Raw genomic sequence first — 24,304 nt, forward strand, 5'->3', positions numbered from 1 at the left:
TGCGATGGAAGACGGCCTGCGCTTTGCGATCCGCGAAGGCGGACGTACAGTGGGCGCCGGCGTGGTTGCCAAGATCATCGAATAAGATGACGGGGTCAGGTCTCGCATTGTAGCATCCTGCGGGATGCTACAATGCGAGACCTGACCCCTGGTTTATCACTCCGTAGTTCATAAGAGCCCGGCCATTGTGCCGGGTTTTTTTTGGCTGAAATATCGGTGGTGGCTGGAGGGAGTGCCTGCTCGGCGACTGCGCATCCGACCTTGTGTGCGTGCAGGTTGCTGGGGGCATTGCTACCGGGGCGGGTGTTAAAATGATCTGCATCATGGTGTGCAGCGGGGGGCGCGTTTATTCTGGGGGTGCTCACGGGCACCAAAACGATATCAAGGAGCCAAGTATGTCAGTAGAACACCATGACCTGATCCATGAGTTTCCCGAATTCAAGGACCGTATTCATACCCTCAAGACCACCGATGAGGAGTTCCGCAAGCTGTTTGATGAATATCATGAACTCACACGCAGCATTGAGAACATGGAGAACGAAGTGACCCCGGTATCGACCCAGACCGAAGAGCAGGCGAAAGTCCGCCGGCTGCGCCTCAAAGATGCCCTCTATTGCATGCTCAATGCCGCCGAATAGGTAGCTTGCGCAAATATTTTTGCCGTGGGCGAGCGTCCGGGATATTTTGGGTGCTCCCTGGGGTCTCTGAGCCCCGCAGCCTGGGGTGCGCCTTACTGGCGCCGGACTATGGCCGGCAGGCCACGAGGACCCGGCTGTAGGAGCGGTGGCCACGTTCCCCGGCACGGGTGGCGACCCCCGTGCGCCCAGTGTGCCCTGTGGTGTGTGGCGTCCTGTTGAGGGTGGGCGTGGATCAAGCGGTGCCGGGGATATTATCGACGCCCAATTCTCTTAAATAATACCCAGTCGTGCTTGACACTATGCCGGGGGGTCATTAGAATTCGCATTCCTTTTTCGGGGGCCTCCAAGCGGACCCCTGGTTTTTTATTGATTGGAGTTAGGATAAGTGCAGAACCAACGCATTCGAATTCGTCTGAAGGCTTTTGACCATCGCCTGATTGACACGTCTACGCAGGAAATCGTCGAGACAGCTCGTCGCACAGGCGCCCAGGTCAAGGGCCCGATTCCTCTTCCTACCAAGAAAGAGAAATTTACTGTGCTGGTATCGCCTCACGTCAACAAGGATGCGCGTGACCAATACGAGATTCGTACTCACAAGCGTCTCCTGGACATCGTAGAGCCCACGGAAAAAACCGTTGACGCTCTGATGAAGTTGGACCTGGCAGCAGGTGTGGAAGTACAGATTAGTCTTGGATAACTACAACAAGATGTAGCAAGACCGGCCCAGCGGCCCTCAAGGTCGTTGGGTGTGTAACGCCCGGCTCTTTTTTACATAGCGGGGCGGCCATAGAGGGTAAGCCCCGTACACTGAGAGGTTAGCAAAATGGCTATTGGCTTAGTCGGCCGTAAGTCCGGTATGACACGTGTTTTTACCGAAGACGGCATATCCATCCCAGTAACCGTAGTGGAGGTAGCTCCAAACCGCGTTACTCAGATCAAAGAACTCGATGGCGAAGGCTATCGGGCAATCCAGGTCACTGCGGGCAACCGCAAGGCCTCGAAAGTGAGTAAATCAGCGGCTGGGCATTTTGCGAAAGCAGGTGTCGAGGCGGGTTTAGGCTTGTGGGAATTTCGGCTCGCGGAGGCAGAGGAAGCGCCTGCAGTGGGTTCCGAACTGACCGTAGAGCATTTCGCAGTCGGCCAGAAGGTTGACGTGGCGGGCAAGTCCAAGGGTAAGGGCTTCCAGGGCGTTATCAAGCGCTGGAACTTCTCCATGCAGGACGCCACCCACGGCAACTCGCTGTCGCACCGTGCTCCAGGCTCCATCGGTCAGTGTCAGACACCTGGTCGCGTGTTCAAGGGCAAGAAGATGTCCGGGCACATGGGCGCCGAGAGCGTTACTACCCAGGGGCTGGAAGTCGTGCGTGTTGATGTGGAGCGTAACTTGCTACTCATCAAGGGCGCTGTCCCCGGTGCACCCGGCGGAGACGTGATTGTGCGTCCCGCGGTCAAGGCTTAAGGTTAGGGGGTCTCTAACGTGGAATTGAGTGTAGTCAAGCCGGGCAACGCCGTTGCGGGTACAGTATCCGTTTCTGATGTAGCGTTTGCGCGTGAGTTTAATGAAGATCTGGTTCACCAGGTCGTCACTGCCTATATGGCCGGTGCCCGTCAGGGTACTCGTGCCCAGAAAAACCGCGCAGCAGTGCGTGGTGGCGGCAAGAAGCCCTGGCGTCAAAAGGGTACCGGTCGCGCCCGGGCGGGAACGATTCGTTCGCCGATCTGGCGCAGTGGTGGTGTCACTTTTGCCGCACAACCGCAGGATCACTCCCAGAAAGTGAACCGCAAGATGTATCGTGCCGCCATGCAGTCCATCATGTCGGAGCTGGCCCGCCAGGATCGCCTGATGGTTGTTGAGAGTATGGACCTGGATGCGCCCAAAACCGGGTTGCTGGTCAAGCAGCTTGGCGAATACGGTCTTGATAATGTGTTGATCGTGACTGCGGAGCTGGGTGAGAACCTGTATCTCGCGGCCCGTAACCTGCACAAGGTTGATGTCCGGGACGTGGAAGGTGTCGATCCAGTTAGCCTGATCGCTTACGACAAGGTCATGGTTACTGTGGACGCGGTGAAGAAATTTGAGGAGATGCTGGCATGAATCAGGAGCGCATTTTCCAGGTGCTGGTTGCCCCGCACGTCTCCGAGAAGGCGGCAGCACTGGCCGAGGCCAGTAACCAGTACGTGTTCAAGGTTGCCGTTAATGCAACCAAGGCAGAGGTCAGGAAGTCTGTCGAGCAATTGTTCAAGGTGAAGGTTGAGGCTGTTCAGACTCTGAAGGTGAAGGGTAAGCTCAAGCGCAACAAATATGGTCAGAGCGCCAAGCCGACCTGGAAGAAGGCATATGTTCGACTCGAGCGTGGTCAGGAAATCGACCTCGCCGTGGCTGAATAAGGAGTAGGTTCGAAATGGCAGTTTTGACAAGTAAACCCACTTCTCCCGGTCGTCGTCACGTCGTCCGTGTGAGCAGTGAAGGCCTGCACAAGGGTGATCCCTATGCGCCTTTGCTGGAGGCGCAGTCACGTAACGGTGGCCGTAACAACAACGGCCGAATTACTACCCGTCATGTTGGTGGTGGTCACAAGCAGCATTACAGGATTATTGATTTCAAGCGCACCAAGGACGGCATTCCGGCCAAGGTTGAGCGTATTGAATACGATCCCAACCGCACTGCGCATATTGCGTTGCTGTTGTTTGCCGATGGCGAGCGCCGTTACATTATCGCTCCCAAGGGTGTAAAGTCCGGCGACTCGCTGGTTTCCGGGTCGGCAGCGCCGATCAAGCCCGGTAACTGCCTGCCGCTGCGCAACATCCCGGTTGGCTCGGTGATCCATGCCATAGAGATGAAGCCTGGCAAGGGCGCGCAAATAGCACGCTCCGCCGGCACTTCAGTTCAGTTGGTGGCCCGCGAGGGCCAGTACGCGACGCTGCGTTTGCGTTCAGGTGAAATGCGTAAAGTGTTGTCTGACTGCCGCGCTACCCTGGGTGAGGTCTCGAACTCCGAGCACAGCCTGAGGAAGTTGGGTAAGGCAGGGGCTTCGCGGTGGCGTGGTGTGCGTCCGACGGTACGTGGTGTTGCCATGAACCCGGTCGATCACCCGCATGGTGGTGGTGAAGGCCGCACCTCCGGTGGTCGTCACCCGGTGAGCCCATGGGGCACGCCGACCAAAGGTTACAAGACCCGTTCGAACAAGCGTACTGACGCATTGATCGTGCGCCGTCGTGGTAAGAAATAAGTACGGTCGATAGAGCCAGGAAATTAGAGGAAGACATTGTGCCGCGTTCACTGAAGAAAGGTCCTTTTATTGACCTTCACTTGATGAAAAAAGTTGAAGCAGCGATTGAGAGTAACGATCGTCGCCCGATCAAGACCTGGTCGCGCCGTTCCATGATATCGCCCGATATGGTTGGTCTTACGATCGCCATCCACAATGGCCGGCAGCATGTTCCGGTGTTGATCAACGAAGATATGGTTGGTCATAAGCTCGGTGAATTTGCGGTAACTCGCACATTCAAGGGGCATATTGTGGACAAAAAGGCGAGGCGCTAGGCGCTGGTCTATAGCGAGGTTTAGGAAATGGAAGTTGCAGCAAGACTGAAAGGCGCGCGGATATCGGCGCAAAAGGCTCGCCTGGTTGCTGACCAGGTACGCGGCATGTCCGTTGAAGAAGCGCTTAGCCTGCTTGAGTTCAGCCCCAAGAAAGCGGCTCACATAGTCAAGAAGATTCTTGATTCTGCGATTGCCAATGCTGAGAACAATGAAGGCGCGGACGTTGATGAATTGAAGGTGTCCAGCATCTTTGTAGACGAAGGTATGACAATGAAGCGTCTGCGTCCGCGTGCCAAGGGCCGCGCTGACCGTATTTTCAAACGCAGCTGTCACATCACAGTAAAAGTTGCGGACGGCGAAGGCTAAGTTCAGGAGAAGACCACATGGGTCAGAAAGTACATCCGATCGGCATACGTTTGGGCATCGTCAAGGATCATAATTCGATCTGGTATGCGGACACCAAGAACTATGCGAAGACCTTGATCACCGATCTGTCGGTGCGCAAGTATATTGAGAAAGCGCTTGACCACGCTTCCGTCAGTCGCGTTGTTATTGAGCGTCCGGCGCAAACTGCCCGCATCACTATTCATACCGCGCGTCCTGGTATCGTGATCGGCAAGAAGGGTGAGGATGTGGATAGCCTGCGCAAGAAGCTCGCTCAAAAGATGGGTGTGCCCGTGCACATCAACATCGAGGAGATTCGCAAGCCGGACCTCGATGCCAGGCTGGTCGCGCAGAATGTTGCGCAACAGCTGGAGCGCCGGGTGATGTTTCGTCGGGCGATGAAGCGGGTCGTACAAAATGCGATGCGCCAGGGCGCCGAAGGCATCAAGATCCAGGTGGGTGGGCGTCTCGGCGGTGCTGAAATTGCGCGTTCCGAGTGGTATCGCGAGGGTCGTGTCCCGCTGCATACGCTGCGCGCCGACATCGACTACGCGACCTACGAAGCGGCAACGACTTACGGCATCATCGGGGTCAAGGTCTGGATTTTCAAAGGCGAAGTAATTGGCACTGGTGACCAGTCAGACAGCGCCAAGAAGACAGCAACTAATTAAGGGTTACGCAGATGCTTCAACCAAAGCGTACAAAGTTTCGCAAGATGATGAAGGGCCGCAATCGCGGTCTGGCGGAGCGCGGTAGCAAAGTCAGCTTCGGTGAATACGGTTTGAAAGCGACCGGCCGTGGCCGGATCACTGCGCGTCAGATCGAAGCTGCTCGTCGTGCGATGACTCGCCACATTAAGCGTGGCGGTAAAATCTGGATTCGTGTCTTCCCGGACAAGCCTATCACGGGCAAGCCGCTGGAAGTCCGCCAGGGTAAAGGTAAGGGTAATGTTGAGTACTGGGTAGCCCAGATTCAGCCGGGTCGCGTCCTGTATGAAGTACAGGGTGTGTCCGAAGAGTTGGCTCGCGAGGCGTTTGCGCTGGCAGCAGCGAAGATCCCGGTGGCTACGGCATTTGTTAAACGGTCGGTGATGTAATGAAAGCTAGCGAATTGCAGGATAAGTCCGGAGAGGACCTTAACAAGCAGCTGCTCACCCTGCGTGAAGAGCAGTTCAAGCTGCGCATGCAGAAGTCCACTGGGCAGCTTGGGCAGACTCATCTGCTCCAGCAGAACCAGCGGGACATTGCACGCGTCAAGACTGTACTGAAAGAAAAGGCGGGTAATTGAGTATGTCTGGTGCAGAGAAGCGTATACGGGTGGCAACTGGAAAGGTTGTCAGCAACAAGATGGACAAGACGATCACAGTATTGATCGAGCGGCGGGTAAAGCACCCGGTTTACGGTAAGTATATTACCCGGTCCTCGAAGATCCACGCTCATGATGAAAACAATGAGTGTTCGATCGGCGACACCGTGAAGGTTACCGAGTCGCGCCCCATTTCCAAGAGCAAGACGTGGAAGTTGCTCGAAGTTGTGGAAAGTGTCCCCCAGGTTTAAGCGCAGTATTTTGCGGCTCCGCCGCAGTTTGGAGTAGAAGATGATTCAGACAGAGTCGTACCTGGAAGTGGCCGATAACAGCGGCGCCCGCCGGGTGATGTGTATTAAGGTGTTGGGTGGCTCCAAGCGGCGTTATGCGCGCGTTGGCGACCTCATCAAGGTCACCGTAAAGGAAGCGATTCCGCGCGGCAAGGTCAAGAAAGGCCAGGTGATGACAGCGGTAGTGGTGCGCACTCGTAAAGGCGTGCGTCGGGCTGATGGCTCTCTGATCAAGTTTGACGACAACGCAGCGGTTTTGCTCAACAACCAGCAAGCGCCTATCGGCACCCGTATATTTGGGCCGGTGACTCGTGAGCTGCGCGGTGACAAGTTCATGAAGATCATTTCTCTGGCTCCAGAAGTTATCTGAACCGGCCGAGAGAGAGAGGAAGCAAAATGTCTAAGATCAAGCGCGATGACGAAGTGATTATCCTGGCCGGTAAGGACAAGGGTAAGCGCGGCAAGGTTCGCAAGGTGCTGGCTGACGATCGTGTGGTGGTCGCTGGCGTTAACATGATGAAGAAGCACACCAAGCCCAATCCGCAGATGGGTGTGGCGGGTGGTATTGTGGAGCGCGAGGCACCTATCCAGGTGTCCAATGTCGCGATCTACAATCCGGCTACCAGTAAGGCTGACCGTGTGGGCTTCAAAGTCGAAGGAGATACCAAGCTGCGTATCTTCAAATCCAGTGGCGAGGCGATTGACGCCTGAAGTCGGGGTTAAAGGTAAAAGACATGGCAACGTTGAAACACAAATACAAGAGCGAGATTGCTCCCCGCCTGAGGGAAGAGCTGGGTCTGGCGAATGTGATGGAAATCCCGCGCATCACCAAGATCACCCTGAATATGGGTGTTGGTGAGGCGGTTGGTGACAAGAAAGTGCTGGAAAACGCCGTAGGCGACATGCAGAAAATATCCGGCCAGAAGCCGGTTGTTACACTGGCACGTCGGTCCATTGCCGGGTTCAAGATTCGTGACGGCTGGCCGATTGGGTGCAAGGTGACCCTGCGGTCCGACCGTATGTACGAGTTCCTGGAGCGGCTGGTGAGCGTCGCGATCCCCCGGATACGTGACTTTCGCGGTATCAGCCCCAAGTCGTTTGATGGTCGCGGCAACTTTGCCATGGGTGTCACCGAGCAGTTTATATTCCCCGAAATCGAATACGACCAGGTGGATGCGTTACGCGGTATGGATATAACGATCACCACTACGGCTCGTACGGATGATGAGGGTCGCGCCCTGCTGCGCGCCTTCAACTTCCCACTGAAAAGTTAAGAGGCTTATTTAATGGCTAAGAAATCGATGATCGCACGTGAGAAAAAGCGCGCTCAACTGGTAGTAAAGTACGCGGTAAAAAGGGCTGCCCTGAAGGCTGTTCTGGCCGACCAGAATGCATCGGACGATGCTAAGTGGGAAGCCCAGATTGCGCTGCAGAAGTTACCGCGGGACGCCAGCCCGGTACGCAAGCGGAATCGCTGTCAGGTGACCGGTCGTCCTCACGGTGTTTATCGTAAATTTGGCCTGTGCCGTAACAAGTTGCGTGAAGCAGCCATGCGCGGGGATGTACCTGGTCTGGTTAAAGCCAGCTGGTAACGGAGAGATTCGAAAATGAGTATGCAAGATCCGCTGTCAGATATGCTGACCCGTATTCGTAACGGCCAAATGGCTGGCAAGGCAACTGTTGAGATGCCTGGTTCCAAGCTCAAGGCAGCTGTTGCGAATGTTTTGAAAGAAGAAGGCTTTATTGTAGATTTCGCTGCTACCGTCGATGGTGTCAAGCCAAGGCTTAGCGTCGAGCTCAAGTATTATCAGGGCAAGCCGGTCATTGCAGAAATTGACCGTATAAGTCGTCCTGGCCTGCGCAGATATGCCGCCCAGGGTGAGTTGCCTACTGTTCGCAACGGTTTGGGGGTGGCGATCGTGTCAACTTCCAAGGGTGTTATGACCGATCGTGCAGCTCGCGCTGCCGGCGTCGGTGGTGAAGTACTCTGCACCGTATTTTGAGTTTATTGAATTGAAGGGCATTTAGCATGTCTAGAGTCGCAAAAAATCCGGTACCGCTACCCAAAGGGGTGGAAGTTACCTTGAACGGCCGTGATGTTACGGTAAAGGGTGGTCGTGGTTCGCTCGCGTTCCAGCTGAGCGAAGGTATTGACATTACCCAGGAGGAATCTGTCCTCAGGGTTGCTTACGCAAACGAAAAGTGCAGGGCGCTTGCGGGCACCACACGTGCGCTCGTTAACAACATGGTCATTGGCGTTAGTGACGGCTGGGAGCGGCGCTTGCTGCTCAACGGTGTCGGTTATCGTGCCAAGTCGGATGGCAAGTCAGTGAACCTGACCGTCGGTCTGTCGCACCCGGTCGACTACACGTTGCCCGAGGGTGTCAGCGCCGAAACACCGACGCAGACCGAAGTGGTCCTGCGTGGTATTGACAAGCAGGCTGTTGGCCAGGCGGCTGCGGTACTTCGCAGCTTCCGTCCGCCAGAGCCCTACAAGGGTAAGGGTATTCGTTACTCGGACGAGATAGTCCGCCGTAAAGAAGCCAAGAAGAAGTAGGTAGGTTGAGATGAGTACAAAAAACGAATCAAGGCTGCGTCGGGCGCGTCGTTCGCGGAATCGTATGCGTGAGCAGGGCGTAGTTCGCCTGAGCATTCACCGTACTCCGCAGCATATCTACGCCCAGGTTTTTGCGCCCGCTGGCGATAAGGTATTGGCCAGTGCGTCAACCCTGGACAGTACGCTGCGCAGCGGCAGTACGGGCAACGCCGAGGCAGCGGCCGCCGTAGGCAAGCTGGTTGCCGAGCGCGCCAAAGCGGCGGGTGTCAGCAAGGTCGCATTCGACCGCAGCGGCTTCAAGTATCACGGACGTGTCAAGGCGCTCGCCGACGCTGCTCGTGAAAGTGGACTGGAATTTTAGGGTAGCACTATGGCTTTTAACGATCAGAAAAAGCAGCAACAGGAAGGCGACCTCCAGGAAAAGCTGGTTCAGGTCAACCGCGTTGCCAAGGTGGTCAAGGGGGGGCGTATATTCGGCTTCACCGCACTCACTGTTGTCGGCGACGGCAAGGGCAAGGTAGGTTTTGGTCGTGGCAAGGCGCGTGAAGTGCCGGTCGCAATCCAGAAAGCGATGGAGGCGGCTCGCCGCAACATGATCCAGGTTGAGCTGAACAACGGTACTATCCAGTACCCCGTTAAGGCCAGCCATGGAGCATCCAAGGTTTATATGCAGCCAGCATCCGAGGGTACCGGTGTCATTGCCGGTGGCGCGATGCGTGCTGTTCTTGAAATCGCGGGTGTGCATAACGTTCTGGCCAAGTGCTACGGCTCAACCAATCCGGTCAACGTCGTACGAGCAACCTTCAACGGCTTGCGTGACATGGTTTCGCCGGACGATGTGGCAGCCAAGCGCGGCAAGACTGTCGAAGAAATTTTGAATTAATTATTGGATTGGCTAGTCATGGCTAAAGCTACTATCAAGGTTACACAGGTTAAAAGCGTCCACGGTCGCCTGAAGAACCACCGCGCCTGTGTGGCGGGTTTGGGTCTGCGCCGTATCGGCCACACTGTTGAGGTTGAAGATACGCCCTCGGTACGTGGCATGATCAATCAAGTGAATTACCTGGTCCGGATCGAGGAATAAATCATGTCAGATGTTATGCGACTGAATAGCCTGAGCGCTAATCCGGGCGCCCGTAAGGACGCCAAGCGTGTGGGGCGAGGAATCGGCAGCGGGCTGGGTAAAACAGCCGGCCGTGGTCATAAAGGCCAGAAGTCACGTTCCGGTGGTACGGTTAGGCCGGGCTTCGAAGGCGGTCAGATGCCGCTGCAGAAGCGACTGCCCAAGTACGGTTTTACGTCTCGTGTCGCGCGGACTACTGCGCAGGTTCGCCTGGGCGAGCTGAGCGCGATCCAGGGCGATGTAATTGATGTTGATGCGCTGAAGGCGGCTGACGTGATTCGTCAGGATATTCGTCGAGTGCGCGTCTTTCTGTCTGGCGAAATTACCCGGGCCGTGACGGTCAAGGGTCTTGCGGTCACCAAGGGTGCACGTGAGGCAATTGAACAGGCCGGCGGGAAAGTCGAGGAATAAATGGCGAAAGCGCAACTGCCAGCAGCGGGTGCCAAGGCGGGGAAGGGTGAGCTTTTTTCCCGCCTTCGTTTTGTCTTACTGGCGATAATCGTATACCGCATAGGGACACACATCCCTGTGCCCGGTATCGACCCCAACCAGTTGGCGGCGCTGTTCAACCAGAACCAGGGTACCATCCTGGGCCTGGCGAACATGTTTTCCGGCGGTGCGCTGGAGCGCATGAGCATTCTGGCTCTCGGTATCATGCCGTATATCTCTGCGTCCATTATTATGCAGTTGATGTCGGCGGTGACACCGCAGCTGGAGGCGTTGAAGAAAGAGGGTGAGTCCGGGCGGCGTAAAATCAGCCAGTACACCCGCTATCTTACCGTGGTGCTCGCACTCGTTCAGGCTACCGGCATGACCGTCGGTATGGCTAACCAGGGCATGTCCTACGATGCCTCAATCGTGTTTTACGTGATCGCGATCACTTCACTGGTCACCGGTGCCGTGTTCATGATGTGGCTTGGGGAGCAAATTACCGAGAAGGGTGTTGGTAACGGTATATCGCTGTTGATTTTTGCGGGTATTGTTGCGGGGCTTCCCTCTGCGATAGGGCAATCCCTGGAGCAGGCGCGGCAGGGTGAACTGAACATCCTTATCCTGCTGTTTGTGTTGTCGCTGGCCATCGCCGTGATCTACCTGATCGTGTTCATCGAACGCGGGCAGCGCCGGATTACGGTCAATTATGCCAAGCGCCAGCAGGGCCGCAAGATGATGCAGGCCCAGAGCTCCCACCTGCCACTTAAAGTGAATATGGCGGGCGTGATTCCGGCGATTTTCGCCAGCAGTATATTGCTGTTCCCGGCTTCGATTGCGCAGTGGTTCGGGTCCAGTGGCTCGGCCGATTGGCTACAGGACCTGGCAGTGGCGATAGGCCCCGGCCAGCCGCTGAATATCCTGTTGTTTACGGCGTTTATCGTGTTCTTCTGTTTCTTTTACACGGCGCTGATGTTCAACCCACAGGAAGTGGCGGACAATCTCAAGCGCTCCGGTGCGTTTGTACCAGGGATCCGCCCCGGCCAGCAAACCGCCAACTATATCGACGGTGTGTTGACGAGGTTGACGGTGTTTGGTTCGGCGTATATCGCACTGGTCTGTCTCATGCCCCAGTTTCTGGTGGTCATGTGGAACGTCCCGTTTTATCTGGGTGGCACGTCACTATTGATTGTGGTGGTCGTGGTTATGGATTTCATGGCGCAGGTTCAGAGCCATCTGATGTCGCATCAGTATGACTCGGTGATGAAAAAAGCGAAATTGAACAACTATGGTGCTTCCGGCCGCTAGCGCGGACCGGTCATTGGAGATAGAGAGATGAAAGTACGTGCGTCAGTCAAGAAGGTCTGCAGAAATTGCAAGATCGTACGTCGCAATCGTGTGGTACGGGTTATCTGTACCACCGACCCGCGTCACAAACAGCGCCAGGGCTGAAATCGCCCGGTTTCTTGAGTGTTGATTTTTTGTAAACTTACCGCTAGAATGCTGCGCCCTTCGCGGCCACCCTTAGTGCCAGTTGGTGCCCCGGTGGTGAGTGTTTGCCCAGCGCAAAGCGATGAATTGAGTATTTGGAGATAGTTGCATGGCTCGTATTGCCGGCGTCAACGTACCTGATAACAAGCATGCTGTTATCGCCTTGACCTACATTTTTGGCGTGGGACGTACCCAGGCCAAATATCTGTGCGCCGCTACCGGCGTTGCTGAGAATGCCAAGATCGGCGAACTCAGCGAAGTGGAGATGGATTCGCTACGCACCAAGATAGGGGATCTCACGGTAGAGGGTGACCTGCGTCGTGAAGTGTCGATGAATATCAAGCGTCTTATGGACCTTGGTTGCAATCGTGGGTTGCGTCATCGTCGCAGTCTGCCGCTTCGAGGCCAGCGCACCAAGACCAATGCCCGTACCCGGAAGGGTCCGCGGAAACCGATTCGCCGCTAAGGCAGCTGCCTGTAACGCGCGAATCCTTTTAGTGTAGCTGCACCCGAGTGCAGTGTTGATATTAAATCAGGAAATAGAATATGGCTAAGCCAGGTGCGAAAAGCACTCGCAAGAAGATCACCAAGACCGTCGTTGATGGTATAGCGCACATTCATGCGTCGTTTAACAACACCATTATCACCATCACGGACCGTCAGGGTAATACCCTGAGCTGGGCTACCTCGGGTGGTTCCGGCTTTCGCGGCTCGCGTAAGAGCACCCCCTTCGCTGCCCAGGTGGCTTCGGAGCGCGCCGGAGAAGCGGCGAAAGAGTATGGATTGAAGAATCTCGACGTACAGGTGAAGGGCCCCGGCCCAGGCCGTGAATCGGCGGTGCGCGCACTGAATTCATGTGGCTACAAGATCGGCAGCATCACTGATGTAACGCCTATTCCCCATAACGGCTGCCGTCCGCCCAAGAAACGTCGCGTATAACGCTTACAGGAAGACTGACATGGCTCGATATATTGGACCCAAGTGCAAGCTCTCCCGTCGTGAAGGAACAGATCTGTTCCTCAAGAGCGGAGTGCGTGCGCTGGAAAGCAAGTGTAAACCCGAATCCGTTCCAGGCCAGCATGGTGCCCGCCGCGGCCGCCTGTCTGACTACGGGGTACAGCTTCGCGAAAAGCAGAAAGTACGTCGTATCTACGGTGTTCTCGAAAAGCAGTTTCGCAACTACTACAAAGAGGCTGCGCGTCTCAAGGGCGCCACGGGTGAAAACCTGCTGCAGCTGCTTGAATGCCGCCTGGATAACGTTGTTTACCGCATGGGTTTTGGTTCTACCCGCGCGGAATCCCGCCAGCTGGTTGCCCATAAGGGGATCCTGGTAAATGGGGCAGTGGTTAACGTTGCGTCCTATCAGGTTAAGGCCGGTGACATTGTATCCCTGCGGGAAAAGGCCAAGAAGCAGCTGCGTGTGCAGTCAGCCCTGGCTTTGGCGGCGCAGCGCGGAGAGCCCGAGTGGATCGAGTTAAATAGCGATAAGCTGGAAGGAGTATTCAAGTCGGTGCCCGAGCGGCAGGACCTGTCATCCGAGATCAACGAAAACCTGATCGTGGAACTGTACTCGAAGTAATCCGACTTAGGACTAACCTAACAATACAGGTGCCAGAATGCAGACTGCAGTAAATGAATTTTTAACACCGCGCGTGATCAATGTCGAAGAAAAGACGCCCACGCGCGCCCAGGTGACGCTGGAGCCACTGGAGCGCGGCTTCGGCCACACTCTGGGTAACGCCCTGCGTCGCATTCTGCTGTCCTCCATGCCCGGTTGCGCGATTACCGAAGTGGAAATCGACGGCGTTCTCCATGAATACAGCGCAATTGAGGGTGTCCAGGAAGACGTCATCGAGATTCTGCTGAACCTCAAGGGCGTGGCGCTGGTCATGAACGGTAAGGAAGAAGCCGAACTCACGCTGGCACGCAAGGGACCGGGTGTGGTGACGGCGGGCGATATCCAGGTCGACCACGACATTGAAATTCGTAATCCCGATCACGTAATTTGCCATTTGAATGCCAGCTCCGATATCAGTATGAAGCTGACAGTGGCTCGCGGTCGTGGTTACTCTCCGGCGGATTCCCGTGAAAACCCGGAAGAGGAAACGCGTTCCATTGGCAGGCTTCACCTCGACGCCACGTTTTCCCCGATTAACCGGGTGTCTTACGTAGTTGAGGCCGCGCGTGTTGAGCAGCGCACCGACCTCGACAAGCTGGTGCTGGACCTGGAAACCAACGGAACCATTGATCCCGAAGAGGCAATTCGCCGGGCGGCGACTATACTCCAGCAGCAGCTGGCGGTGTTTGTTGACCTCGAAAGCGAGAGCGAATCGGAGTCTGTGGTGGAAGAGGATGAAGTAGATCCGATCCTGCTGCGGCCGGTCGATGACCTGGAACTTACGGTTCGTTCGGCTAACTGCCTCAAGGCAGAGAATATTTACTACATTGGCGATCTGGTCCAGCGGACCGAAGTGGAGCTTTTGAAAACGCCGAACCTGGGCAAAAAGTCACTGACAGAGATCAAGGATGTATTGGCGTCGCGCGGCTTATCGCTGGGTATGCGCCTGGATAACTGGCCACCAGCCAGCTTGAGAAACGATGACCGGGTGTTGAGCATCTAAACCACCCGGATTAACAGTTGGCAGTGCTGAGATAGCACAGACAGTATAGGACAGTAAAAATGCGTCATCGACATAGCGGACGTCAGTTAAACAGGAACAGCTCGCATCGTAAGGCGATGTTCCGGAACATGACCGTGTCTCTGCTGGAGCACGAGTTGATCAAGACCACGCTTCCCAAGGCGAAGGAACTGCGCAGCTACGCGGAGCCCCTTATTACCCTGGGTAAAAGCGATAGCGTAGCGAATCGCAGGCTGGCCTTCGATCGCATGCGTGACAAGGCTGCTGTGGGCAAGCTTTTTACCGAGCTGGGTCCACGGTACCTCGAGCGTCCCGGTGGTTATATTCGCATCCTCAAGTGCGGTCTGCGCGCGGGCGACAAAGCGCCGATGGCCTATGTCGAGCTGGTTGACCGCCCGCAGGTGGAAGATCTGGAAGCCGGCGACGAATAACCCCACGGTATCCAGTCAAAAAAAAGCCGGGTCGATACCCGGCTTTTTTTTGTGTCCCACTCAGGCTGTCGCTTTTTTCTTGCCAGCTTTCCGCGTAGTCTTTTCTGGCGCCTGTAACTGCGCGTCCGCTGCGGCCTGCTTTCGCAGCATCGGTCCCAGGAACTGCCCGGTATAGGACCCTGCAACCCCGGCGACATCCTCGGGGGTGCCCGTGGCGATGATCTGGCCTCCGCCGGAGCCCCCCTCTGGTCCCAGGTCCACAATCCAGTCTGCGGTTTTGATAACATCCAGGTTGTGCTCAATAATGACGACGGTATTGCCGTGGTCGCGGAGCCGGTGGAGTACGTCCAGTAACTGGCGAATATCCTCAAAGTGGAGGCCGGTTGTGGGCTCATCGAGGATGTAAAGCGTCTTGCCGGTATCGCGTTTGGACAGCTCCCGTGACAGCTTGACTCGCTGTGCCTCACCGCCGGACAGGGTTGTGGCGGCCTGCCCCAGGCGCACGTAGGTGAGACCGACGTCTATCAGGGTTTGCAGTTTGCGCGCCACGGTCGGCACCGGTTCGAAAAACACGAGGGCATCCTCTATCGTCATCTCCAGGACTTCGTGGATGTTCTTGCCCTTGTAGCGGACTTCGAGGGTTTCCCGATTGTAGCGTTTACCCTTGCACACGTCGCAGGGCACGAATATATCGGGCAAAAAGTGCATTTCCACCTTGGTAACACCATCCCCCTGGCAAGCTTCGCAGCGTCCACCCTTCACATTGAAGCTGAAGCGCCCCGGCTTGTAGCCTCTGGAGCGCGCTTCCTGGGTGCCCGCAAACAGTTCACGTACCGGAGTGAAAATACCGGTGTAAGTGGCGGGGTTTGAACGCGGGGTGCGGCCGATGGGGCTTTGGTCAATATCAATACACTTGTCGATAAGCTGCATGCCTTCAACGCTTTCGTAGGGCGCCGGCATCAACGTGGTGGCACCGTTCAGTTCGGTAGCGGCGAGTGGATAGAGTGTGTTGTTGATCAGGGTGGACTTGCCGGAACCGGATACGCCGGTGATACAGGTGAGCAGCCCCAGGGGGAGTGCCAGGTTAACGCCGCAAAGGTTGTTGCCGGTAGCGCCCGAAAGCAGCAGTTGTTGCTTCGGGTCCGGTGCGGTGCGCCGGGCGGGTACCGCGATACTGCGTTTGCCGGAGAGGTAGGCGCCGGTGAGGGATTGTTCATTGCCGGTGATATCGGCAAGCTGCCCCTGGGCCACTATCTGGCCACCGTGAACCCCGGCACCCGGGCCAATATCGATAATATGATCTGCGCTGCGGATCGCGTCCTCGTCGTGCTCTACGACCAGCACGGTGTTGCCCAGGTCGCGCAGGTGGGTGAGGGTTCCCAGCAGTCGTTCGTTGTCGCGCTGGTGCAGGCCGATGGAGGGCTCATCCAGGATGTACATGACGCCCACCAGCCCGGCGCCGATCTGCGACGCCAGGCGGATGCGTTGCGCTTCGCCGCCCGACAGGGTCTCGGCACTGCGGCTCAGGGTCAGGTAATTGAGACCAACGTCTACCAGGAACCGATATCGAGCCCGTAATTCCTTCAGTATCTTGCTGGCAATTTCGCCCTTGCGGCCTTCGAGTTGCAGCTGTCCGAAATAGACCTCGGCGTCGCCTACAGGCATCTCGGTGATGCTGGGCAAATTGCGATCGTCAACAAAGACGTGGCGTGCGTCCTGGCGCAGGCGTGTGCCATGGCAGTCGGGGCAGGGTTGTGTGGACAGGAATTTGGCGAGCTCCTCGCGCACGGACTGGGACTCCGTATCGCGGTAGCGGCGTTCCATATTGGGAATGATGCCCTCAAACGGATGCGTGCGCTTGTGGATATCGCCCCGGTCGTTGATATAGGCGAAGGCGACATCCTCGCCCTGACTGCCGTAGAGGATAATCCCGCGATGTTCCGCGGACAGTTCATTAAAGGGCGTATCGATGGAAAAGCCGTAGTGTTCCGCGAGGCTGGTGAGCATGTGAAAATAATACACATTACGCCGATCCCAGCCGCGAATGGCACCTTCCGCCAAGCTCGATTCCGGGTGCAGGACAACGCGCTCGGCATCAAAAAACTGTTTTACCCCCAGGCCATCGCAGCTACTGCAGGCGCCGGCCGGGTTGTTAAAGGAAAACATTCGCGGCTCAAGCTCGTCGATGCTGTGGCCGCAGACAGGGCAGGCGAAGCGGGCGGAGAACATGATCTCCTCACCGTCGCCATCCATATAGCTCACCGCCGCCAGGCCATCGGTAAGGCCCAGCGCGGTTTCGAAGGATTCAGCGAGGCGCAAGCCGATATCGTCGCGCACCTTGAAGCGGTCGACCACCACGTCAATGGAATGCTTGCGTTTCTTGTCAAGGCTGGGCAAATCGTCCAGGTCGGTGACGATACCGTCGATTCTGGCGCGTACAAAGCCCGAGGCGCGCAATTCTTCAAATACGTGCAGGTGCTCACCCTTGCGCGCTTTTATTACCGGAGCGAGCAGCATCAGCCGGGTACCCTCGGGCAGGCCGAGGACCAGGTCAACCATCTGGCTGACGGTCTGCGCCTGCAGGCTTTCACCATGATCCGGACAGCGTGGCTCGCCAACCCGCGCATAGAGAAGGCGCAGGTAATCGTAGATCTCGGTAATAGTCCCCACGGTTGAGCGAGGGTTGTGGGAGGTGGACTTCTGTTCGATGGAAATCGCCGGCGACAGGCCTTCGATGTGGTCGATATCGGGCTTTTCCATCATCGAGAGGAACTGCCTGGCATAGGTGGACAGTGACTCTACATAGCGCCGCTGGCCCTCGGCGTAGAGGGTGTCAAACGCCAGTGAGGACTTGCCTGAACCCGAGAGTCCGGTGATCACGACCAGCTTGTCTCTGGGAATGTCCAGGTCGATATTTTTCAGGTTGTGCGTGCGCGCACCGCGGACGTGAATGGTGTCCATGATTCTCCGTTGTTGATCAAACACGATAGTATAGAGCCTGCCTCTGTATGTAAGCAAAGCGTGCAGGCAAATATTGTAGTGGATGTACGCAGCCAACCCCTTCGCGGATGTTGGGGTGTGCGAGAACTGCTATTATAGACAGGTTGACCACCGTAAAGTTGCTGCCTTGTGATTACCAAATACCCCATGACGCCGCTGGAGCGGCGCTCGGTAACGTCCCTGGCGTTGCTGTATAACTTCCGTATGCTCGGCCTGTTCATGGTGCTCCCCGTACTGGCACTGTATGCGGCGGAGCTGGACGGGGCGACCCCCGCGCTTATTGGTACGGCCCTGGGTATTTACGGCCTGAGCCAGGCCTGTCTGCAAATTCCCTTTGGCTGGTTGTCGGACCGTATCGGTCGCAAGCCGGTTATTATCGGGGGGCTGCTCATTTTTGCCCTGGGCAGTGTAGTGGCCGCCTGTGCCGACACCATCTACGGTGTTATCGCGGGCCGCCTGTTACAGGGTGCCGGCGCCATTGCCAGCAGTATCATGGCGCTGGTGGCGGACCTTACCCGCGAAGAGCAGCGCACCAAGGCCATGGCGATAGTCGGGGCCAGTATTGGCCTTGCCTTCGCCCTGGCATTGGTTGCAGGCCCTTTGCTGGCGGCTTATGGCGGCCTTGAGCTGGTTTTGGGGTTACCGCGCTGCTTGCGTTGTCCGGTATCGCGGTGGTGTATTGGCGGGTGCCCAGCCCGCCGACCATTGGCGTCACCCATGCCGAGGTCGGTACCCGGACCAACCTGATTGCCCATAACCTGCGCAATTCCGCATTGCTGCGGCTGGATGCCGGCATTTTTATCCTGCATTTCGTGCTCATGGTGAGTTTCCAGGTGGTACCCACTACGCTGGAAGCCACCCTCGGTGTGGCCCGGGAGCTTCACTGGCAGGTTTACTTGCCGGCAGTGCTGTTGTCAGTGGCGGGTATTATCCCGTTGATGCGTCTGGCGGAGCGTGGCGACCGCCCTCGCCTGGCATTCCTGGCCAGCATTGCGTTGTTGTTTGTTGCGCTGGCGGTTTTGGGCGTGGCACAGCGTGCATGGATTTTCTATGCCGGTTTGTGGCTGTTCTTCGTCGGCTTCAATTATATGGAAGCGACACTGCCGTCCATGGTGAGTAAAGCGGTCGTTGCCAGTGGCAAGGGTACCGCCATGGGTATCTTTTCCACGGCCCAGTTCCTTGGCATTTTTGCCGGCGGTGTGATGGGTGGTGTAGTACTGGAACAGTTTGGGGTTTTCGGCATCACCGCTATGTGCCTGGCGCTTGTCGGGCTCTGGTTCCTGCTGGCGCTGCCCCAGGCTTTCGGCAGTGTCCGGCCCGCAGATGAAGCCCTGGCTCCCTGAGTCAGCAGGGCCTGCAGGGCCGGCAGCGAACACCTTGCTGCCCTGCACGCGGGTGCTGGCCTGATCTGATGGCCTCTGGCCACTAATGCTGTCGCATTTGCAGGGCGGGATTGCTATAGTCGCCGACTCATTCTTATTCGCAAACCGTCCATGACAAAGGAGTTCCCATGGCTTCACGGGGGGTAAACAAAGTCATTCTGGTGGGCAATCTGGGCGCTGATCCAGAGGTCCGTTATATGCCATCCGGCGGCGCAGTAACCAACGTTACTCTCGCCACATCCGAAAGCTGGAAAGACAAGCAAACCGGTCAGCCACAAGAGCGTACCGAGTGGCACCGGATAGTATTTTTCAATCGGCTGGCGGAGATCGCGGGCGAGTATCTTAAAAAAGGCTCGAAATTGTACGTGGAAGGCTCTCTTCGCACGCGCAAATGGCAAGGGCAGGATGGGCAGGATCGTTACACCACTGAAATAGTGGCGGCTGAAATGCAGATGCTGGACAGCCGCGGTAGCGGCCAGCAGGGCGGCGGACAGCAGGGCGGCGGCAACTACGCCCAGGGAGACTATAACCAGGGTGCTCCACAAGACTCTTCGCCGCCGGCAGGGTCCAGGCAGCCTGCCCAGCCGCAGTCCAGTGGTTCACCAGCGGGAGATTTTAGCGAATTTGACGACGATATCCCGTTCTGAGCCCGGAATGCAGCCACACTCTTTTCCTGGTAGACCGGAGGCCTGGCTTTGCGGGTACTGCTGATCGGATCCGATACATCCCTCGGGCTGGCACTCACGGCCCACCTGCAGCGCTGGGGCAGGCACGAGCTCGAGACAGTGTCGATGACATCATCCCGCTGGAAGAGCGAGCGCCACGCAAAAAAGGTGGTACGTCGCAGCAACAGCGATATTGTAATTGATGCGAGGATAGAGGGCGCCATCGACAGTGGCGAACTTATTACCGAGCTGGATACGGACCGGTGCCACTGGCTGGCCAAGTCGTGTCAACGCAACGGTGGCTGCTACCTGCTGGTGTCCAGTGCCCGGGTATTTGCCGGAGATGCCGGGCGTCTTTACCGGGAAGACGATACCCCGGATAACTCCGAAACCGTTGGCCAGCTGCTGGCGAGGGCCGAGGAGCTGGTCCGCAGCACTTGCCCGCGCCACCTGGTATTGCGGCTGGGGCCGGTATTTTCTGCCCGCGGTGTCAATGTACTCTCGCACATGCTTGAGCAGCTCATGGCCGGCGGGCAGCTGGTGTTGAACAATCAACAGCGCGGCGGTCCGATCGAATCCGTGGATGCTGCCAGGGTTGTGGCCGGGATCATTGACCAGCTAAGCGCAGGTGCCGAGGCCTGGGGTACCTATCATTACTGCAGCCCCGATGCGACCAACTGCTATGAGTTTGCCGAGGTACTGTTTGCCTGTGCCTCGCAGTTCTCCGAATTCTCTGCAGACGCGGTACAGCTTGCGGCCGCAGACGCCCCCGAGATTATCAACCGATCCCTGCACTGCGGCCGGATTCGCAATACCTTTGCCATCAAGCAGGTACCCTGGCGTGGCTTTGTGGCCGATGCTGTGCGGGACTACTTTTACCATCGCCAATAGCCCAAAGCGGAGTAACTCTGTCATGCCAGTTAGCTGCGAAACGACCACTGAGCTGGGTATCGCGGTGCTCACCGTTTCCGATACCCGCAGCGAAAGTACCGACACGTCGGGCCGTTACCTTCAGGAGGCGTTGGTATCAGCGGGGCATCACTGCCGGGCCAGGCACATTGTCAGGGATGATATTTACCAGATCAGGGCGATACTCTCCGCCTGGATTGCCGATGACGATATTCACGCGGTACTGGTAACCGGTGGTACCGGGTTTTCCGGTCGAGATTCGACACCGGAGGCAGTAAGCCCCTTGCTGGACAAGACAATCGAGGGTTTTGGGGAGGTGTTTCGCGCCTTGTCCCTCGCTGAAATCGGCTCCTCTACCATCCAGTCCCGTGCCCTGGCGGGGATGGCCAACAGTACGGTGATCTTCTGTATGCCCGGGTCAACCGGTGCCTGCCGCACAGCCTGGACCGGTATTATCAGCGAGCAGCTCGACAGTTGCCACCGGCCGTGTAATTTTGTCGGTGTGCTACAGGTGCGGGCCGGCGTTGAGTAGTACTTTGTTGGCGGTTAGTGATGCCCTGGCGGCGCTGCTGGAACAGGCAACAGCGCCGGTGAAAACTGAGTCCCGGTCGTTGTTGCGGGCGCGCGGATGCGTGTTGGCCGAGGATATCAGGGCCGCAATAGCAGTGCCGGGAGAGGACAACAGCGCGATGGATGGTTATGCCCTGCGCGCAGCGGATGCGGCGGGCCCTCTCCCGGTCACCCAGCGGATTCCCGCCGGTGCTTCACCCCGGCCGCTGGCGCCGGGAACCGCAGCCCGGATTTTCACTGGTGCGCCTGTCCCCACCGGCGCCGATACCGTGGTCATGCAGGAAAACTGTGTAGAGGAACAGGGCGTTCTCCGGGTGCAGGCTGCGGTTACCGCTGGAGCCAATATCCGCCGACGCGGCCAGGACCTGGCGGAGGGCGACTGTGTGCTGCGCGCCGGCCGCCGGCTGAGTGCTGCCGACCTGGGCCTGCTTGCCTCCGTCGGTCACGGGGAGGTGACAGTATTCAGTCCGCTCAGGGTGGCGCTGTTATCGACAGGCGATGAACTGGTCGAGCCCGGAACCGGGCCGCTGGGTGCCGGGCAGGTTTATAATTCAAACCGGGTGATGCTGGCGGGCCTGCTGCAGGCGCTGGGTCTCGAGGTGGTGGACTGCGGCATTGTTGCCGATGATGTCGATGCTACCGCAATCGCATTACGATGGGCGGCGACTAACGCCGATTGCGTTATCAGCTCTGGCGGTGTGTCGGTCGGCGAGGAAGATCATATCAAAGAGGAGGTGCGGCAACTGGGAGAATTGTTGCTGTGGCGCCTGGCGATCAAGCCCGGCAAGCCGCTTGCTTTCGGGAACGTACTGGGCGTGCCATTCATTGGCCTGCCGGGCAATCCGGTGTCCAGCTATGTCACGTTCTGTTTGCTGGCGAGGCCATTCCTGCTTCGCTGCCAGGGTGCTACGGAGCTTGCCCCGCTGCCACTGTCGGCAAGGGCGGCGTTCGCGGTTACCCAAGCCGGCAGCCGACAGGAGTATCTGCGGGTAAATGTGCAACCGGAGGCTGGCGGGCTGGTGGCAAGGCCTTTTGCCAACCAGAGCTCCGGTGTGTTGAGTTCGGTCTGCCAGAGCAATGCCCTGGCGGTGATACCGGTGGGTGCTACGGTTGCCGAAGGTGACCAGGTTGAAATCCTGCTGCTGGATACGTTCGGCTAACCATTGAACTTCTGGAAAACCAGGGATGCGTTGGTGCCGCCAAAGCCGAAACTGTTGGACATCACGCGTTGCAGGTCTACCTCGTCATGCCGGGTAACAGCGATGGGCAGGCCCGCGGCTTCTGGGTCGAGGTTTTCAATGTTTGCCGACGCGGCTATGAAGCCGCGCTCCTGCATCAGCAGGGAGTAAATGGCCTCCTGCACCCCGGCTGCCCCCAGTGAGTGTCCGGACAGGGATTTGGTGGAACCCACTACGGGAATCTGCTCGTGACCACTGTACGCTTCCCGCACCGCTTTAAGTTCCTGAATATCCCCGGCAGGTGTGCTGGTCCCGTGGGCATTAATGTAATCAATAGGGCCCTCTACCGTGGCGAGCGCCTGTTGCATGCAGCGCACGGCGCCCTCACCGGACGGCGATACCATATCGTAACCATCCGACGTGGCACCGTAGCCCACCAGTTCAGCGTAGATTTTCGCGCCACGGGCTCTGGCATGCTCCAGTTCCTCCAGAACCAGCATACCGCCACCCCCGGCAATCACGAAACCATCGCGATTGGCATCGTAGGCCCTCGAGGCCCGCTCGGGCGTATCATTGTATTTGGTGGAAAGCGCGCCCATGGCATCAAACAGGCTGCTCAGGGTCCAGTGCAGTTCTTCACCGCCACCGGCAAAGACCAGGTCCTGCTTGTTCATCTGGATCTGTTCCATTGCGCTGCCGATACAATGGGCGCTGGTGGAGCAGGCAGAGGAGATGGAATAGTTCACGCCCTTGATTTTGAAGGGCGTCGCCAGGCACGCCGATACGGTGCTGCCCATTGTCTGGGTGACCCGGTAGGGACCTACCCGGCGCAAACCCCGCTCTCGCAGGATGTCCGCGGCCTCGGTCTGGCTGGCGGAAGAGGCGCCACCGGAGCCGGCAATAATGCCGGTTCGCACGTTGGACACATCGTTATCGCTGAGACCTGCATCATCGATTGCCTGCTGCATTGAAATATAGGCATAGGCGGCGGCATCGGCCATGAACCGCAACTGCTTGCGGTCTATGTGGTCGGCGATATTAATCTGTGGCGCCCCAGCGACATGCGAGCGCATGCCGATATCGATTTGTTCCTGGCGCAGGCCGATGCCTGAACGCCCCTCGTAGAGTGAACTTGCGACTGTCTCGGCGTCGTTGCCAAGACAGGACACAATACCCATGCCTGTTATTACTACCCTTCTGCTCATGATCCTAGAACGTCTCCGTTGACGTGAACAACCCGACTCTCAGGTCGTTGGCTGTGTAAATTTCGCGACCATCCACCGAGAGGATGCCATCGGCAAGGCCCATGATCAATTTCCGTTCGATAACCCGCTTTATATGGATGTTGTAACTGACCTTTTTTGCCGACGGTAAAACCTGGCCGGTAAACTTGACGTCGCCGGAACCCAGGGCGCGTCCCTTGCCGGGGTTGCCGCGCCAGCCCAGAAAGAAGCCGACCAGCTGCCACATTGCATCCAGGCCGAGACAGCCGGGCATTACCGGGTCACCCGGGAAATGGCATTGGAAAAACCAGAGGTCGGGGTGGATGTCGAGCTCAGCGACAACCTCGCCCTTGCCGAAACGCCCGCCCTCTGAGCTGATATGGGTGATGCGATCAAGCATCAGCATATTATCGGTAGGTAATTGTGCATTACCGGGACCAAACAGTTCTCCGAGGCCGCAGGCGACAAGCTCCTCTTTGGCAAATGTGTGTTGTCCAGTCATAGGGTATCAATTAGCCTCGGCATAAGCATGAAAGCGAACGGAAC

37 protein-coding genes and 1 pseudogene are annotated in these 24,304 nt (G+C 57.3%); 35 read left to right on the plus strand and 3 right to left on the minus strand.

The window, feature by feature from the left end; translation table 11 throughout:
* The 30 genes from CWI75_RS16840 to rplQ all read left to right on the plus strand — a co-directional run.
* Positions 1 to 85: EF-Tu C-terminal domain-related protein (locus tag CWI75_RS16840; protein ID WP_206604777.1), on the plus strand; the 85-nt coding region annotated here is incomplete at its 5' end.
* Positions 86 to 395: 310 nt separating this feature from the next.
* Complete coding sequence (locus CWI75_RS16845; protein ID WP_101522698.1) at positions 396 to 638, plus strand: HP1242/YdcH family protein; 243 nt, start codon at positions 396 to 398, stop codon at positions 636 to 638.
* Between the two features lie 385 nt (positions 639 to 1,023).
* On the plus strand, positions 1,024 to 1,335 hold the full coding sequence (gene rpsJ, locus CWI75_RS16850; RefSeq protein ID WP_101522699.1) for a 30S ribosomal protein S10: 312 nt from the start codon (positions 1,024 to 1,026) through the stop codon (positions 1,333 to 1,335).
* Positions 1,336 to 1,461: 126 nt separating this feature from the next.
* A complete protein-coding gene (rplC, locus tag CWI75_RS16855) occupies positions 1,462 to 2,097 on the plus strand; it encodes a 50S ribosomal protein L3 (protein ID WP_101522700.1) in 636 nt (211 codons plus the stop codon).
* Positions 2,098 to 2,115: 18 nt separating this feature from the next.
* Positions 2,116 to 2,733, plus strand: coding sequence for a 50S ribosomal protein L4 (rplD, locus tag CWI75_RS16860; protein ID WP_101522701.1), 618 nt, complete (start codon positions 2,116 to 2,118; stop codon positions 2,731 to 2,733).
* Complete coding sequence (gene rplW, locus CWI75_RS16865) at positions 2,730 to 3,026, plus strand: 50S ribosomal protein L23 (RefSeq protein WP_101522702.1); 297 nt, start codon at positions 2,730 to 2,732, stop codon at positions 3,024 to 3,026. The genes rplD and rplW overlap by 4 nt, the downstream gene beginning before the upstream one ends.
* A 14-nt stretch (positions 3,027 to 3,040) precedes the next feature.
* On the plus strand, positions 3,041 to 3,868 hold the full coding sequence (rplB, locus tag CWI75_RS16870) for a 50S ribosomal protein L2 (protein WP_101522703.1): 828 nt from the start codon (positions 3,041 to 3,043) through the stop codon (positions 3,866 to 3,868).
* A gap of 38 nt (positions 3,869 to 3,906) precedes the next feature.
* Positions 3,907 to 4,182, plus strand: a complete 276-nt coding sequence (gene rpsS, locus CWI75_RS16875) for a 30S ribosomal protein S19 (protein ID WP_101522704.1) — start codon at positions 3,907 to 3,909, stop codon at positions 4,180 to 4,182.
* A 27-nt stretch (positions 4,183 to 4,209) separates the two neighbouring features.
* Entirely contained in the window at positions 4,210 to 4,548 is a 339-nt protein-coding gene (gene rplV / locus CWI75_RS16880; RefSeq protein WP_101522705.1) for a 50S ribosomal protein L22, read from the plus strand.
* Positions 4,549 to 4,565: 17 nt separating this feature from the next.
* On the plus strand, positions 4,566 to 5,237 hold the full coding sequence (gene rpsC / locus CWI75_RS16885; protein WP_101522706.1) for a 30S ribosomal protein S3: 672 nt from the start codon (positions 4,566 to 4,568) through the stop codon (positions 5,235 to 5,237).
* A gap of 11 nt (positions 5,238 to 5,248) precedes the next feature.
* Entirely contained in the window at positions 5,249 to 5,662 is a 414-nt protein-coding gene (gene rplP / locus CWI75_RS16890) for a 50S ribosomal protein L16 (protein ID WP_101522707.1), read from the plus strand.
* Entirely contained in the window at positions 5,662 to 5,853 is a 192-nt protein-coding gene (gene rpmC / locus CWI75_RS16895; RefSeq protein ID WP_101522708.1) for a 50S ribosomal protein L29, read from the plus strand. Before rplP ends, rpmC begins: the two co-directional genes overlap by 1 nt.
* A 2-nt stretch (positions 5,854 to 5,855) precedes the next feature.
* Entirely contained in the window at positions 5,856 to 6,122 is a 267-nt protein-coding gene (rpsQ, locus tag CWI75_RS16900) for a 30S ribosomal protein S17 (protein ID WP_101522709.1), read from the plus strand.
* Between the two features lie 40 nt (positions 6,123 to 6,162).
* A complete protein-coding gene (rplN, locus tag CWI75_RS16905) occupies positions 6,163 to 6,531 on the plus strand; it encodes a 50S ribosomal protein L14 (RefSeq protein WP_101522710.1) in 369 nt (122 codons plus the stop codon).
* Between the two features lie 26 nt (positions 6,532 to 6,557).
* On the plus strand, positions 6,558 to 6,872 hold the full coding sequence (gene rplX, locus CWI75_RS16910) for a 50S ribosomal protein L24 (RefSeq protein ID WP_101522711.1): 315 nt from the start codon (positions 6,558 to 6,560) through the stop codon (positions 6,870 to 6,872).
* A gap of 23 nt (positions 6,873 to 6,895) precedes the next feature.
* A complete protein-coding gene (rplE, locus tag CWI75_RS16915) occupies positions 6,896 to 7,435 on the plus strand; it encodes a 50S ribosomal protein L5 (protein WP_101522712.1) in 540 nt (179 codons plus the stop codon).
* Positions 7,436 to 7,447: 12 nt separating this feature from the next.
* Positions 7,448 to 7,753, plus strand: coding sequence for a 30S ribosomal protein S14 (gene rpsN, locus CWI75_RS16920; RefSeq protein WP_101522713.1), 306 nt, complete (start codon positions 7,448 to 7,450; stop codon positions 7,751 to 7,753).
* A 15-nt stretch (positions 7,754 to 7,768) separates the two neighbouring features.
* Positions 7,769 to 8,164 carry a 30S ribosomal protein S8 gene (gene rpsH, locus CWI75_RS16925; protein ID WP_101522714.1) on the plus strand — a complete coding sequence of 132 codons (396 nt, stop codon included), beginning with the start codon at positions 7,769 to 7,771 and terminating at the stop codon, positions 8,162 to 8,164.
* Between the two features lie 26 nt (positions 8,165 to 8,190).
* Entirely contained in the window at positions 8,191 to 8,718 is a 528-nt protein-coding gene (gene rplF, locus CWI75_RS16930; RefSeq protein WP_101522715.1) for a 50S ribosomal protein L6, read from the plus strand.
* Positions 8,719 to 8,728: 10 nt separating this feature from the next.
* On the plus strand, positions 8,729 to 9,079 hold the full coding sequence (rplR, locus tag CWI75_RS16935) for a 50S ribosomal protein L18 (protein ID WP_101522716.1): 351 nt from the start codon (positions 8,729 to 8,731) through the stop codon (positions 9,077 to 9,079).
* Positions 9,080 to 9,088: 9 nt separating this feature from the next.
* Positions 9,089 to 9,601, plus strand: coding sequence for a 30S ribosomal protein S5 (gene rpsE, locus CWI75_RS16940; protein WP_101522717.1), 513 nt, complete (start codon positions 9,089 to 9,091; stop codon positions 9,599 to 9,601).
* An 18-nt stretch (positions 9,602 to 9,619) separates the two neighbouring features.
* Positions 9,620 to 9,802, plus strand: coding sequence for a 50S ribosomal protein L30 (gene rpmD, locus CWI75_RS16945; RefSeq protein WP_101522718.1), 183 nt, complete (start codon positions 9,620 to 9,622; stop codon positions 9,800 to 9,802).
* Positions 9,803 to 9,817: 15 nt separating this feature from the next.
* Positions 9,818 to 10,252: a 50S ribosomal protein L15 gene (gene rplO / locus CWI75_RS16950; RefSeq protein WP_101522783.1), complete on the plus strand. Its 435-nt coding sequence runs from the start codon at positions 9,818 to 9,820 to the stop codon at positions 10,250 to 10,252.
* On the plus strand, positions 10,253 to 11,578 hold the full coding sequence (gene secY / locus CWI75_RS16955) for a preprotein translocase subunit SecY (protein ID WP_101522719.1): 1,326 nt from the start codon (positions 10,253 to 10,255) through the stop codon (positions 11,576 to 11,578). It abuts the gene before it with no gap.
* A gap of 27 nt (positions 11,579 to 11,605) precedes the next feature.
* The gene (gene rpmJ / locus CWI75_RS16960) at positions 11,606 to 11,722 is read left to right on the plus strand and encodes a 50S ribosomal protein L36 (protein WP_101522720.1); all 117 of its coding nucleotides are present in this window, start codon (positions 11,606 to 11,608) and stop codon (positions 11,720 to 11,722) included.
* Positions 11,723 to 11,870: 148 nt separating this feature from the next.
* On the plus strand, positions 11,871 to 12,227 hold the full coding sequence (gene rpsM, locus CWI75_RS16965; RefSeq protein ID WP_101522721.1) for a 30S ribosomal protein S13: 357 nt from the start codon (positions 11,871 to 11,873) through the stop codon (positions 12,225 to 12,227).
* 80 nt (positions 12,228 to 12,307) lie between these two features.
* Positions 12,308 to 12,700, plus strand: a complete 393-nt coding sequence (gene rpsK / locus CWI75_RS16970) for a 30S ribosomal protein S11 (protein WP_101522722.1) — start codon at positions 12,308 to 12,310, stop codon at positions 12,698 to 12,700.
* A 19-nt stretch (positions 12,701 to 12,719) separates the two neighbouring features.
* A complete protein-coding gene (gene rpsD, locus CWI75_RS16975; protein WP_101522723.1) occupies positions 12,720 to 13,340 on the plus strand; it encodes a 30S ribosomal protein S4 in 621 nt (206 codons plus the stop codon).
* A gap of 37 nt (positions 13,341 to 13,377) precedes the next feature.
* Positions 13,378 to 14,382 carry a DNA-directed RNA polymerase subunit alpha gene (locus tag CWI75_RS16980; RefSeq protein ID WP_101522724.1) on the plus strand — a complete coding sequence of 335 codons (1,005 nt, stop codon included), beginning with the start codon at positions 13,378 to 13,380 and terminating at the stop codon, positions 14,380 to 14,382.
* A gap of 59 nt (positions 14,383 to 14,441) precedes the next feature.
* Positions 14,442 to 14,831 carry a 50S ribosomal protein L17 gene (rplQ, locus tag CWI75_RS16985; RefSeq protein WP_101522725.1) on the plus strand — a complete coding sequence of 130 codons (390 nt, stop codon included), beginning with the start codon at positions 14,442 to 14,444 and terminating at the stop codon, positions 14,829 to 14,831.
* A 60-nt stretch (positions 14,832 to 14,891) separates the two neighbouring features.
* On the opposite strand, the gene uvrA is transcribed toward rplQ, so the two are convergent.
* On the minus strand, positions 14,892 to 17,792 hold the full coding sequence (uvrA, locus tag CWI75_RS16990) for an excinuclease ABC subunit UvrA (protein ID WP_101522726.1): 2,901 nt from the start codon (positions 17,790 to 17,792) through the stop codon (positions 14,892 to 14,894).
* A 243-nt stretch (positions 17,793 to 18,035) separates the two neighbouring features.
* Here uvrA and CWI75_RS18750 point away from each other — a divergent pair.
* From CWI75_RS18750 to CWI75_RS17020, 5 genes and pseudogenes are all read left to right on the plus strand, one after another.
* Positions 18,036 to 19,174, plus strand: a pseudogene (locus CWI75_RS18750) (MFS transporter).
* Between the two features lie 167 nt (positions 19,175 to 19,341).
* Positions 19,342 to 19,860 carry a single-stranded DNA-binding protein gene (gene ssb / locus CWI75_RS17005; RefSeq protein ID WP_101522729.1) on the plus strand — a complete coding sequence of 173 codons (519 nt, stop codon included), beginning with the start codon at positions 19,342 to 19,344 and terminating at the stop codon, positions 19,858 to 19,860.
* 48 nt (positions 19,861 to 19,908) lie between these two features.
* Positions 19,909 to 20,769: a sugar nucleotide-binding protein gene (locus tag CWI75_RS17010; RefSeq protein WP_162300119.1), complete on the plus strand. Its 861-nt coding sequence runs from the start codon at positions 19,909 to 19,911 to the stop codon at positions 20,767 to 20,769.
* A 22-nt stretch (positions 20,770 to 20,791) separates the two neighbouring features.
* Entirely contained in the window at positions 20,792 to 21,319 is a 528-nt protein-coding gene (gene moaB, locus CWI75_RS17015; RefSeq protein WP_101522731.1) for a molybdenum cofactor biosynthesis protein B, read from the plus strand.
* A complete protein-coding gene (locus tag CWI75_RS17020) occupies positions 21,312 to 22,517 on the plus strand; it encodes a molybdopterin molybdotransferase MoeA (protein WP_101522732.1) in 1,206 nt (401 codons plus the stop codon). The genes moaB and CWI75_RS17020 overlap by 8 nt, the downstream gene beginning before the upstream one ends.
* Here the strand turns inward: CWI75_RS17020 and fabB are convergent.
* Positions 22,514 to 23,740 (minus strand): beta-ketoacyl-ACP synthase I, encoded by a 1,227-nt coding sequence (gene fabB, locus CWI75_RS17025; protein ID WP_101522733.1) that lies wholly within the window; start codon positions 23,738 to 23,740, stop codon positions 22,514 to 22,516. The genes CWI75_RS17020 and fabB overlap by 4 nt on opposite strands.
* Positions 23,741 to 23,744: 4 nt before the next feature.
* Positions 23,745 to 24,260 (minus strand): 3-hydroxyacyl-[acyl-carrier-protein] dehydratase FabA, encoded by a 516-nt coding sequence (gene fabA, locus CWI75_RS17030; RefSeq protein ID WP_101522734.1) that lies wholly within the window; start codon positions 24,258 to 24,260, stop codon positions 23,745 to 23,747.
* Between the last annotated feature and the right edge of the window lie 44 nt (positions 24,261 to 24,304).

Origin of the sequence: Kineobactrum sediminis, assembly GCF_002868715.1 — a bacterium.
GTDB lineage: Bacteria > Pseudomonadota > Gammaproteobacteria > Pseudomonadales > Halieaceae > Kineobactrum > Kineobactrum sediminis.

Bases quoted from the DNA above. Each gene is read 5' to 3' on its own strand.
- rpmD (WP_101522718.1), top strand. From the start codon at position 9,620: ATGGCTAAAGCTACTATCAAGGTTACACAGGTTAAAAGCGTCCACGGT.
- ssb (WP_101522729.1), top strand. From the start codon at position 19,342: ATGGCTTCACGGGGGGTAAACAAAGTCATTCTGGTGGGCAATCTGGGC.
- rplE (WP_101522712.1), top strand. From the start codon at position 6,896: ATGGCAACGTTGAAACACAAATACAAGAGCGAGATTGCTCCCCGCCTG.
- rplN (WP_101522710.1), top strand. From the start codon at position 6,163: ATGATTCAGACAGAGTCGTACCTGGAAGTGGCCGATAACAGCGGCGCC.
- rpmJ (WP_101522720.1), top strand. From the start codon at position 11,606: ATGAAAGTACGTGCGTCAGTCAAGAAGGTCTGCAGAAATTGCAAGATC.
- rpsE (WP_101522717.1), top strand. From the start codon at position 9,089: ATGGCTTTTAACGATCAGAAAAAGCAGCAACAGGAAGGCGACCTCCAG.
- rplC (WP_101522700.1), top strand. From the start codon at position 1,462: ATGGCTATTGGCTTAGTCGGCCGTAAGTCCGGTATGACACGTGTTTTT.
- rpsN (WP_101522713.1), top strand. From the start codon at position 7,448: ATGGCTAAGAAATCGATGATCGCACGTGAGAAAAAGCGCGCTCAACTG.
- rplO (WP_101522783.1), top strand. From the start codon at position 9,818: ATGCGACTGAATAGCCTGAGCGCTAATCCGGGCGCCCGTAAGGACGCC.
- uvrA (WP_101522726.1), bottom strand. From the start codon at position 17,792: ATGGACACCATTCACGTCCGCGGTGCGCGCACGCACAACCTGAAAAAT.
- CWI75_RS16980 (WP_101522724.1), top strand. From the start codon at position 13,378: ATGCAGACTGCAGTAAATGAATTTTTAACACCGCGCGTGATCAATGTC.
- rpmC (WP_101522708.1), top strand. From the start codon at position 5,662: ATGAAAGCTAGCGAATTGCAGGATAAGTCCGGAGAGGACCTTAACAAG.
- rpsQ (WP_101522709.1), top strand. From the start codon at position 5,856: ATGTCTGGTGCAGAGAAGCGTATACGGGTGGCAACTGGAAAGGTTGTC.
- moaB (WP_101522731.1), top strand. From the start codon at position 20,792: ATGCCAGTTAGCTGCGAAACGACCACTGAGCTGGGTATCGCGGTGCTC.
- rplX (WP_101522711.1), top strand. From the start codon at position 6,558: ATGTCTAAGATCAAGCGCGATGACGAAGTGATTATCCTGGCCGGTAAG.
- rplB (WP_101522703.1), top strand. From the start codon at position 3,041: ATGGCAGTTTTGACAAGTAAACCCACTTCTCCCGGTCGTCGTCACGTC.
- secY (WP_101522719.1), top strand. From the start codon at position 10,253: ATGGCGAAAGCGCAACTGCCAGCAGCGGGTGCCAAGGCGGGGAAGGGT.
- rplF (WP_101522715.1), top strand. From the start codon at position 8,191: ATGTCTAGAGTCGCAAAAAATCCGGTACCGCTACCCAAAGGGGTGGAA.
- rplQ (WP_101522725.1), top strand. From the start codon at position 14,442: ATGCGTCATCGACATAGCGGACGTCAGTTAAACAGGAACAGCTCGCAT.
- rplV (WP_101522705.1), top strand. From the start codon at position 4,210: ATGGAAGTTGCAGCAAGACTGAAAGGCGCGCGGATATCGGCGCAAAAG.
- rplW (WP_101522702.1), top strand. From the start codon at position 2,730: ATGAATCAGGAGCGCATTTTCCAGGTGCTGGTTGCCCCGCACGTCTCC.
- fabB (WP_101522733.1), bottom strand. From the start codon at position 23,740: ATGAGCAGAAGGGTAGTAATAACAGGCATGGGTATTGTGTCCTGTCTT.
- rpsM (WP_101522721.1), top strand. From the start codon at position 11,871: ATGGCTCGTATTGCCGGCGTCAACGTACCTGATAACAAGCATGCTGTT.
- rpsH (WP_101522714.1), top strand. From the start codon at position 7,769: ATGAGTATGCAAGATCCGCTGTCAGATATGCTGACCCGTATTCGTAAC.
- rpsC (WP_101522706.1), top strand. From the start codon at position 4,566: ATGGGTCAGAAAGTACATCCGATCGGCATACGTTTGGGCATCGTCAAG.
- rplP (WP_101522707.1), top strand. From the start codon at position 5,249: ATGCTTCAACCAAAGCGTACAAAGTTTCGCAAGATGATGAAGGGCCGC.
- rpsK (WP_101522722.1), top strand. From the start codon at position 12,308: ATGGCTAAGCCAGGTGCGAAAAGCACTCGCAAGAAGATCACCAAGACC.
- rpsD (WP_101522723.1), top strand. From the start codon at position 12,720: ATGGCTCGATATATTGGACCCAAGTGCAAGCTCTCCCGTCGTGAAGGA.
- CWI75_RS16845 (WP_101522698.1), top strand. From the start codon at position 396: ATGTCAGTAGAACACCATGACCTGATCCATGAGTTTCCCGAATTCAAG.
- rplR (WP_101522716.1), top strand. From the start codon at position 8,729: ATGAGTACAAAAAACGAATCAAGGCTGCGTCGGGCGCGTCGTTCGCGG.
- fabA (WP_101522734.1), bottom strand. From the start codon at position 24,260: ATGACTGGACAACACACATTTGCCAAAGAGGAGCTTGTCGCCTGCGGC.